Raw genomic sequence first — 9,000 nt, forward strand, 5'->3', positions numbered from 1 at the left:
GCTGGCGGTCAGCGGCGGATGCCGGAGACCGCCGACCGCGGTAACCGGCCCGCGCGGGAATGCCCGGCCATCCGATCCCCGTCGACCACGACGTCGAAGTCCAGGTTGAGCCGCATCGGTTTGGTCACCGATTGCCGCCAGGTCAGCCGCGTGCCCTCGGCGGCCGCGCCACTTATCAAGTCCTGCAAGGGAACTGTTTCGCCCTTGTACGTCGCCGTGCCGGTCAGTCCGCCCGGCAACTCGGCGAACGCATACCGCACGGCCAGAGTCCCGATCGGGGTCTTGATCGTTACGTCCCAGTCACCGCCGATGCCCATCTATGCCTCCACCGGATCTCGTCCCGTCGGACGCCACACGGTGCCCCGACGCTCGTACTCGAAAAGCTCCTCGACGGCGTGCGCGACTCGCGGTCCGTACCACCGGTCCAGCAGGTACAGGGCCAGATCCAGCCCCGACGTGACACCGCCCGCGGTGATCAGGTCGCCGTCGTCGACCACGCGCGCCGCCACCGCATGCACACCCGCGGCTTCGAGCAGCTCCAGGCCCAGGTGATGAGTCACCGCATGGCGCCCCTCGATCAGGCCGGACATCGCCATCACCACGGATCCGCCACAGACACCGCCCACCGTCACCTCCGGGTTGTCAAACGCCTTCCGCAACAACGGTGTCAGCTCGGTCTGCGCGGCTCGGGCCAGCAGCACCGGGATGGTCTCGACACCGTCGTCCGGATCACCGGTGATGGGGCCGCTGGCGCCGGGCACGATCACGCAGCCGCTTTCCGATGGATCGAGTGCGGCGGCGGCCGTCAGCGCCAAACCGCGAGTGCCGCCGATGACGCTGCGCGGCCCCTCCGCCGACACCAGCGTCACCGTCAAGTCGCCTCCCACACGGTCGCTGCCAGCCGACAAGACTTCGAAGGGCCCGACGACGTCAAGCGGGTCGAACCCGTCGTACAAGACGATCTGTGCGTGCACCACGTCATCGTCATCGGCCGCGTCCGACAAAACCAGTGGCTGGATTGACACTATGGACCGGTATATTGCCAACCCATGCACTCCGTGGCGATCCTGGCCGAGCCGGACGTCATCGCGTTCGATCTGGCGATCGCGATCGAGGTATTCGGTCGTGCCTACCTCCCGACCGGCGCTCCGGGGTACCGCGTTCGGGTTTGCGGCGCGGACCCCGTCGTTCCGGCCGGACCGGTGCGGATCGCCACCGATTGCGGCCTGGCGGAACTCGCGAACGCCGATACCATCGTGGTGCCCGGGCGCAACGACGTCACGGTGCCGGTCCGGGAGGACGTCATCGCGGCGCTGAAGTCCGCGTACGGCAAGGGAATTCGCATCGCCTCCATCTGCAGCGGCACCTTCACCGTCGCCGCCGCCGGGATACTGGCCGGCAAACGCGCCACCACGCATTGGTCGGCCGCCGACCTGTTTTCCGCCGTGCATCCCGACGTCCGACTCGATGCCGCCGCGCTCTACGTCGACGAAGGCCAGGTTCTCACCTCCGCCGGGGCCTCCGCGGGGCTCGACTTGTGCCTGTACATGGTTGCGCGCGACTACGGCTCGGCGGCGGCCGCCGACGCCGCCCGGTTAGCGGTCACGCCCCTTCACCGCACCGGCGACCAGGCTCAGTTCGTCATTCGCCGCCGCGGAAGGTCCGACACCGAACTCGACGGCCTGCTGGTCTGGCTGGAGGGCAACGCCCACCTGCCGCTGACGCTCCGCGACATCGCGAGGCAGGCCGCCACCAGCGAGCGAACCCTCAACCGGCGGTTCAAGACGGAAACGGGCCAGACGCCGATGCAGTGGGTGAACAGCGTCCGGATCAAGCACGCCGAGGAGCTGCTCGAGTGCAGCTCCGACAGCGTCGAATCCATCTCGCGCCGAGTCGGTTTCGCGTCAGTTACGAATTTCCGCGAACAGTTCCGCCGCCTGCTGGGAGTGGCGCCGCAAAGTTATCGCAATGCCTTTCGCGACAAGAATCACGACACCCGGGCGTGGGCCGGCGAGGCGCCCTAGGAAACCCGTGTCCAGGGTTGACAGTTCTGCGACTCGAAGGCCTTGACCGCCGTGTTGATGTTCGCGTACATCGGACCGATCGAGGTGTTCGTCTGAAGCACGTGCTCCTTGTTCGCATCGGGCGTGCTGTAGGTGAACCACGAGCACATCGAGTCCTGGGTTGGCACGTTGTTGATCCAGACGCCGAAGGCCGAACCCGAGCCGCCCGTGTGGTAAAGGCCCGGTGCGATGTCGGGGCCCACGACAAAGACGCCATTGCCGGGGATCGGGTCCAGTGGGTCGGCGACGGCCGGCGGTGCGAGAGCTATCGCGATCACAGCTACACCGAAGATGGCCGACGCGCGGATCGTTCGGGGCACTTTTCCTCGCTTTTGTCATTGCCCCCTCCCAGGCAGAATATGCCGAGGCGCGCGCGGGAACAACAGTTAGCCCGAGGCCGGACGGCTCGCGTCCATGACCACCCCGCGGGCGGTGAGGTGATCGATCAGCGGAACCGCGCCGGCGGCGAGGTGTTGTGACATCGCCGCGCGGGCCAGCTGGTCGTCACGCTTTTTCAGCGCGGACAGGATCCGGCGATGATCCCTCATCGACTGTTCGGGCCAACCTTCGATGGCCGGAAACACCGATTCCGGTGCGTAGCGGGTGATCTGCGACATCAACTGGGCGAGCTTCGGCGAGTCCGCGGCAACATTGATGGCGCGGTGGAATTGGTGGTTGAGGCGCACCGTCCGCTCGTCGTCATCGCCGGCGTAGGCGTCTTCGAGTTCCGCCTGGATCTGTTTGAGTTCGCGCAGTTGGTCGTCGGTGATGTTGATCGCGGCCCGCGCCGCGAGTTCACCACCGACATGAGCCTGAAGGTTCGCGACGTCGGTGACGTCGCGACCCGTCACCGGCAGCACCATGAAACCGCGGCGGGGCTGTTGGTCGATCAGGCCTTCCGCGCGCAGGGCGAAGAGTGCCTCCCGCACCGGTGTGACGCTGATTCCCAACTCGGCGGCCAGTTGATCCAGGCGGACGTAGGACCCCGCGGCGTAGGTGCCATCGAAGATCCGCCGGCGGATGAAGCGTGCGACATCGTCCGAAAGTTGCGGTCGCGCGGCGAAATCCGGGATCGTCATCGCTAGACCTGGTATTCGGCGAGCAGTCGCTTGCTGATGATGTTCTTCTGGATTTCGCTGGTTCCCTCGCCGATCAGAAGGAACGGAGCGTCACGCATCAGCCGCTCGATCTCGTATTCCTTGGAATAGCCGTAGCCGCCGTGGATCCGGAAACTCTGCTGGGTCACCTCGGTGCAATATTCGCTGCACAGGTATTTGGCCATCCCGGCGGCGACGTCGTTGCGCTCCCCCGAGTCTTTCAGTCGGGCCGCATTGACCATCATCAGGTGCGCCGCTTCGATCTTGGTGGCCATCTCGGCCAGCTGGAATGCGATGGCCTGGTGCTCGGCGATGGGCTTGCCGAAGGTGTGGCGCTGCTGGGCGTAACGGACCGCGAGCTCGAAGGCGCGGATGCCCACGCCGCAGGCTCGGGCAGACACATTGACCCTGCCGACCTCGATGCCGTCCATCATCTGGAAGAAGCCCTGTCCGGGGCTACCGCCCAGAACGTCGTCGGCGCTTGCCTGGTAGCCGTCGAAGATGAGTTCGGTGGTGTCGATCCCCTTGTACCCCAGCTTGTCGATCTTGCCCGGTATGACCAGGCCGGGCACGACTTCACCGAAACCCGTTGGCTTCTCGACCAAGAAGGTGGTCAGGTTCCGGTGCGGCTTGTCGGCCCCTTCGTCGGTGCGAACAAGCACCGCGATCAGCGTCGAGCTCCCGCCGTTGGTCAGCCACATCTTTTGGCCGTTGATGGCGTAGTCGCCGTCCCGATCGCGCACCGCCCGAGTCCGGATGGCGGCGACATCGGAGCCCAGCTCCGGCTCCGACATAGAGAAGGACCCCCGCGTCTCGCCGGTGGCCATCCGCGGCAGGAACCGTTGCTTCTGCGCATCAGTGCCGTGCTGACGCAGCATGTAGGCCACGATGAAGTGCGTGTTGAGCACCCCGGAAACGCTCATCCAACCGCGCGCCAGCTCTTCGACGCACAGCGCGTACGTCAGCAGCGACTCCCCCAAACCCCCGTACTCCTCCGGAATCATCAGTCCGAACAGGCCCATGTCGCGCATCCGGTCGACGATGTCCTGAGGGTAGGTGTCCCCGCGGTCGAGTTCCGCGGCGTTGGGGATGACTTCCTTGTCGACGAATTGCCTTACGGTGGCGATGATTTCGGTCTGGAATTCCGTCAACCCCAGGGTCTGGGCGAGTTTGGTCATGCGCTGTCTTTCCGTATTGGCTTGCTCAGCAAGCGATTGTCTTGGCGTCCGTCAGGCGTTCGATGTCGGCCCTCGTCAACCCCAAACGCCGCTCGAGGACCTCGACGGTGTCTTGCCCCAAGGCCGGGGCGGCCGTGCCGGCGGGGTGGGTGCCGTCGAGCGTTACCGGCAGGCCGGGGGCGAAGTAGTCACCCAGGCCCTCCTGGTGCAGGAGGGAAAACAGCGGGTTGGCAGTCACCTTCGGGCCGGCGGCGACCTCCGCGAAGGTGCGGTACCGCTCGTAGAGCACCGTCGTGCCCGACAGCGCGCCGGTGATCTCCTCGGCGGTGTGGTCGGCGAACCAGGTGCCGAAGAGGCCGGACAGCACGTCGCGGTATCGGTAGCGGTCACCCTCGGAGCCGAAGTCGACGCCCAGCGCCTCAGCGAGCGCGGTTACCGCGGTGCCGGTGCCCGTCACGTCGACAAGATCGCGAAAGTGCCGGCGGGTCAGGGTGACAACCATGAACCGGGCGCCGTCGCGGCTGGCGAAGTCCTGTCCGTACTGCCCGTAGATGGCGTTGCCCAGGCGCTGCCGTTGCGTGCCGGTGACTTGGGGCTCGGTCAGCAGTCCCAGGTTTCCGGCGGTGGCCAGTGCGACGTCCTCGAGCGCCACGCTGATCCGCGCACCCGCACCGCTTTCGTCGCGGCGGCGGAGGGCGGTGACGACGGCCAGCGCTGCGTACAGGCCGCAGGAGACGTCCCATGCCGGCAGCACGTGGTTGATCGGGCCGGCGTGATCCGCGGGGCCGGTGACGAGCGGGAATCCGATGCCGGCGTTGACGGTGTAATCCACGCCGGTGGAACCGTCGCCGCGCCCGAGCAGCTGCACGTGAATGACGTCGGGCCGCTTGGATGTCAACACGTCGTGACTGAGCCAGGACAGGCCGGCGGCGTTGGTCACCACCACGCCGTCCCCCTCGACGATGAGCCGCTGGACCAGCTCCTGCCCGTCGGGGGACCGCAAATCGATGGTGGCCGAGCGCTTTCCCTTGTTCAGCCCGGTCCAGTAGATCGATGTGCCGTCTGCCGCCAGCGGCCACCGGTGCACGTCGGACGCGCCACCGATCGGGTCGATGCGGATCACCTCCGCGCCAAGCTGATTGAGCGTCATGCCACACAGCGGGGCGGCGACGAAGCTGGAGACCTCCACGACAGTGAGGCCGTTCAGGGGCCCGGTCACGTCGGGGCGACCCGCTCGAACACCGCGGCCAGTCCCTGCCCGCCGCCGATGCACATGGTCTCCAGCCCGTAGCCCGCCTCGCGGCGGTTGAGCTCGCGCGCCAGGCTGGCCAGCATCCGCCCACCCGTCGCACCGACCGGGTGGCCCAGGGAGATCCCGGAGCCGTGCACGTTGGTGCGCTCGTGGTCGGCGGCACCGAAATTCCATTCCCGCATGACAGCGAGCGCTTGCGCGGCAAAGGCTTCGTTGAGTTCGATGAGGTCGATGTCGGACAGCCGCAGACCGGCCTTTTCCAGCGCCGCCTCGGTCGCCGGCACCGGCCCGATCCCCATGAGGTTGGGCGCGACCCCCGCCACCGCCCACGACACCAGACGCACCAGGGGCTTCAGACCGTACTCGGCGGCCTTCTCGGGTGTGGTCACCACGCACATCGACGCCGCGTCGTTCTGCCCGCTGGCGTTTCCGGCGGTGACCGTCGCCTCCGAATCCTCGCCCAGCAGAACGGGTTTCAGTTTGCTCAACGACTCGACCGATGTGTCGGCGCGCGGATGTTCGTCGGTGTCGATCAGTTCCTCGCCGTGGCGGCCGGGCACCGCCACGGGAATGATCTCCTCGGAGAGGATGCCGTCCTTCTGCGCGGCCACCGCGCGCTGGTGCGACCGCACCGCCAGCTCGTCCTGCTCCTGGCGGGAAATGTCGTACTGGCGGCGCAGATTCTCGGCAGTTTCCAGCATGCCTCCCGGCACCGGGTAGTGCCGGCCACCGGCGGTGGTGCGCCCACGGGCCAGCCCGTCATGCACCCGGACGCCACCGCGGGCGCCGCCCCAGCGCATGTCGGTGGAGTAGAAGGCGACGTTGCTCATGCTTTCGCAGCCGCCGGCGATGACGAGATCGTTATTGCCGCTACCCACTTGCAGGCACGCCTGGATGACCGCTTGCAGGCCCGAGCCGCAACGCCGGTCGACCTGCATGCCGGGAACCGTCACCGGCAGGCCCGAGTCCAGCGCCACGACGCGCCCGATCGCCGGCGCCTCGCTACTGGGATAACAATGGCCCAGGACCACGTCTTGCACGGCCTCGGGCGCCAGCCCGGTCCGCTCCAATAACCCCTTCAGCGCGGCGACGCCGAGGTCGACGGCGGTCAGCGCCTTGAACATTCCGCCGTAGCGCCCGATCGGCGTCCTGACGGGTTCACAGACAACGGCTTCGCGGACGGCACTCATAGGTGTCGGCCGCCGGTGATTTCCATGACGGTGCCGGTCATGTACGACGACAGGTCGGACGCCAAAAACAGCGCCACGCTGGCGACTTCGCTGGGCTCACCGGCCCGGCCCATCGGCACCTCGGCAACCTTTGAATCCCAAATGCGCTGCGGCATAGCCTCTGTCATCGCGGAGCGGATCAAACCGGGGGCGATCGCGTTCACCCGGACGCCCAGGTAAGCCAACTCTTTGGCCGCGGCTTTGGTCATGCCGACGATGCCCGCCTTGGCCGCCGAGTAGTTGGTCTGCCCGACCATGCCGACCTTGCCCGACACCGAGGACATGTTGATGATCGCGCCACGCTTGTTTTCGCGCATGACCGCCGCCGCGAGCCGAGTGCCGTTCCAGGTCCCCTTCAAATGCACGGCGATGACCTGATCGAACTGCTCCTCGGTCATCTTGCGCATGGTCGCATCACGGGTGATGCCGGCGTTGTTGACCATGATGTCCAGGGTGCCGAAGCGCTCAACCGCGGTTTGGATCAGCGTTTCGACATCGGACGCCTGAGTGACATCGCAGCGGACCGCGACCGCTACGTCATCACCGCCCAATTGCTTGGCCACGACCTGGGTTTCCTCGAGATTGACGTCGCCGAGCACAACCCGGGCGCCCTCGGCGACAAAACGCTCGGCGATGGCAAGCCCCAACCCTTGCGCTCCGCCCGTGATTACCGCGGTCTGACCTGCCAACAACGACACCTGGTCACATCCTTCACTGTTGTCTCCACCACCGGACGCCCCTCAAGGCAAATATCATATTTGATATAGGATCCTGCTCTGAGCCGGGGTGCCCCGGGCCAGGAGAGGAGCGTGGAGTCGATGGCCACCGCCGAAGTCGCCGAAGTCTCGGACGACGATTTCCGAGAGATCCTCGCTCAGACAAGGCAATTCGTCCGCAGCGCCGTCGTGCCCCGCGAGCAGGAGATCCTCGAACAGGACCGCGTTCCGGACGACCTCCGCGACGAGGCCAAGAAGATGGGCCTGTTCGGCTACGCGATTCCGCAGGAGTGGGGCGGCCTGGGCCTCAACCTCGTGCAAGACGTCGAGCTTGCGATGGAGTTGGGCTACACGTCCCTGGCACTGCGTTCGATGTTCGGCACCAACAACGGCATCGCCGGACAAGTTCTGGTGGGCTTCGGCACCGATGAGCAGAAATCCCGCTGGCTGGAATCGATTGCGGCCGGCGACGTCGTCGCCTCCTTCGCGCTGACCGAACCGGGCGCCGGATCCAACCCGGCCGGTCTGCGCACCAAAGCCGTTCGCGACGAAGGCGATTGGGTGATCTCCGGGCAGAAGCGTTTCATCACGAACGCGCCCGTCGCCAATCTGTTCGTCGTCTTCGCACGCACCCGGCCGGCCGACGACCAGGGCCCGGGAATCGCCGTCTTCCTGGTGCCCGCGGACGCCGCGGGTGTCGAGGTGGGAGCCAAGGACGCCAAGATGGGGCAGGAGGGTGCTTGGACGGCCGACGTCAGCTTCGACGACGTCCGCGTCGGATCCGACGCGCTGATCGGCGGCAGCGAAGACATCGGATATCGAGCGGCGATGACCTCGCTCGCCCGGGGACGGGTGCACATCGCCGCCCTCGCGGTGGGCGCCGCGCAACGCGCGCTCGACGAATCGGTCTCCTACGCCGCCACCGCAACCCAGGGCGGAACGCCGATCGGGAACTTCCAGTTGGTGCAGGCGATGCTCGCCGATCAGCAAACCGCGGTGATGGCCGGCCGGGCGCTGGTGCGCGATGCCGCTCGGCAGTGGGTCGCGGGCGAGGATCGCAGAATCGCCCCGTCGGCGGCCAAACTCTTCTGCACCGAAATGGCCGGCAACGTCGCGGATCTCGCGGTTCAAATCCACGGTGGCAGCGGTTATATGCGTGGCGTTGCCGTCGAACGCATCTACCGCGATGTACGCCTGCTGCGGCTGTACGAGGGCACCAGCGAGATTCAGCGTTTGATCATCGGATCGAACCTCGTCAAGGCGGCTCAGCGATAGAGCGGCCGGACCAACAGGGGAGCAAACTATGAGCGGAAAGCTTGCAGGCAGAGTGGCATTCATCACCGGAGCCGCGGGGGGGGGCGGGCGCCCCCCCCCCCCGGGGGGGTGGGGGGGGGGGGGCCCCCGAAAACCCCCCCGCCAAGCCCGCGAACAAGCCGCCCGCGGGCCCCAACCCCCCCCGGCGCCC

The 9,000-nt window shown here is 66.9% G+C and carries 10 protein-coding genes; 2 read left to right on the plus strand and 8 right to left on the minus strand.

The features are described 5' to 3' along the window. Positions 1-8: 8 nt before the first annotated feature. Both A5756_RS21530 and A5756_RS21535 read right to left on the minus strand, forming a co-directional pair. Complete coding sequence (locus A5756_RS21530) at positions 9-317, minus strand: hypothetical protein (RefSeq protein WP_066957266.1); 309 nt, start codon at positions 315-317, stop codon at positions 9-11. Then, a complete protein-coding gene (locus A5756_RS21535; RefSeq protein ID WP_066957304.1) occupies positions 318-974 on the minus strand; it encodes a DJ-1/PfpI family protein in 657 nt (218 codons plus the stop codon). Positions 975-1,049: 75 nt separating this feature from the next. Between A5756_RS21535 and A5756_RS21540 the strand changes: the two genes are divergently transcribed. Continuing rightward, positions 1,050-2,024, plus strand: a complete 975-nt coding sequence (locus A5756_RS21540; protein WP_066957268.1) for a GlxA family transcriptional regulator — start codon at positions 1,050-1,052, stop codon at positions 2,022-2,024. On the opposite strand, the gene A5756_RS21545 is transcribed toward A5756_RS21540, so the two are convergent. The 6 genes from A5756_RS21545 to fabG all read right to left on the minus strand — a co-directional run bounded on the left by A5756_RS21545 (position 2,021) and on the right by fabG (position 7,517). After that, a complete protein-coding gene (locus A5756_RS21545; protein ID WP_066957270.1) occupies positions 2,021-2,383 on the minus strand; it encodes a hypothetical protein in 363 nt (120 codons plus the stop codon). The genes A5756_RS21540 and A5756_RS21545 overlap by 4 nt on opposite strands. 66 nt (positions 2,384-2,449) lie before the next feature. Further along, the gene (locus A5756_RS21550) at positions 2,450-3,142 is read right to left on the minus strand and encodes a GntR family transcriptional regulator (protein WP_066957272.1); all 693 of its coding nucleotides are present in this window, start codon (positions 3,140-3,142) and stop codon (positions 2,450-2,452) included. A gap of 2 nt (positions 3,143-3,144) precedes the next feature. Further along, positions 3,145-4,338 carry an acyl-CoA dehydrogenase family protein gene (locus tag A5756_RS21555; RefSeq protein WP_066957273.1) on the minus strand — a complete coding sequence of 398 codons (1,194 nt, stop codon included), beginning with the start codon at positions 4,336-4,338 and terminating at the stop codon, positions 3,145-3,147. Positions 4,339-4,363: 25 nt separating this feature from the next. Then, positions 4,364-5,557 carry a CoA transferase gene (locus A5756_RS21560; protein WP_066957275.1) on the minus strand — a complete coding sequence of 398 codons (1,194 nt, stop codon included), beginning with the start codon at positions 5,555-5,557 and terminating at the stop codon, positions 4,364-4,366. After that, entirely contained in the window at positions 5,554-6,780 is a 1,227-nt protein-coding gene (locus A5756_RS21565; protein WP_066957277.1) for an acetyl-CoA C-acetyltransferase, read from the minus strand. Before A5756_RS21565 ends, A5756_RS21560 begins: the two co-directional genes overlap by 4 nt. Further along, a complete protein-coding gene (gene fabG, locus A5756_RS21570) occupies positions 6,777-7,517 on the minus strand; it encodes a 3-oxoacyl-ACP reductase FabG (RefSeq protein WP_066957279.1) in 741 nt (246 codons plus the stop codon). Before fabG ends, A5756_RS21565 begins: the two co-directional genes overlap by 4 nt. Before the next feature lie 120 nt (positions 7,518-7,637). Between fabG and A5756_RS21575 the strand changes: the two genes are divergently transcribed. Beyond that, positions 7,638-8,810: an acyl-CoA dehydrogenase family protein gene (locus A5756_RS21575; RefSeq protein ID WP_066957306.1), complete on the plus strand. Its 1,173-nt coding sequence runs from the start codon at positions 7,638-7,640 to the stop codon at positions 8,808-8,810. Positions 8,811-9,000 lie beyond the last annotated feature (190 nt).

It is taken from the genome of Mycobacterium sp. 852002-53434_SCH5985345 (genome assembly GCF_001667155.1).
Taxonomy (GTDB): domain Bacteria; phylum Actinomycetota; class Actinomycetes; order Mycobacteriales; family Mycobacteriaceae; genus Mycobacterium.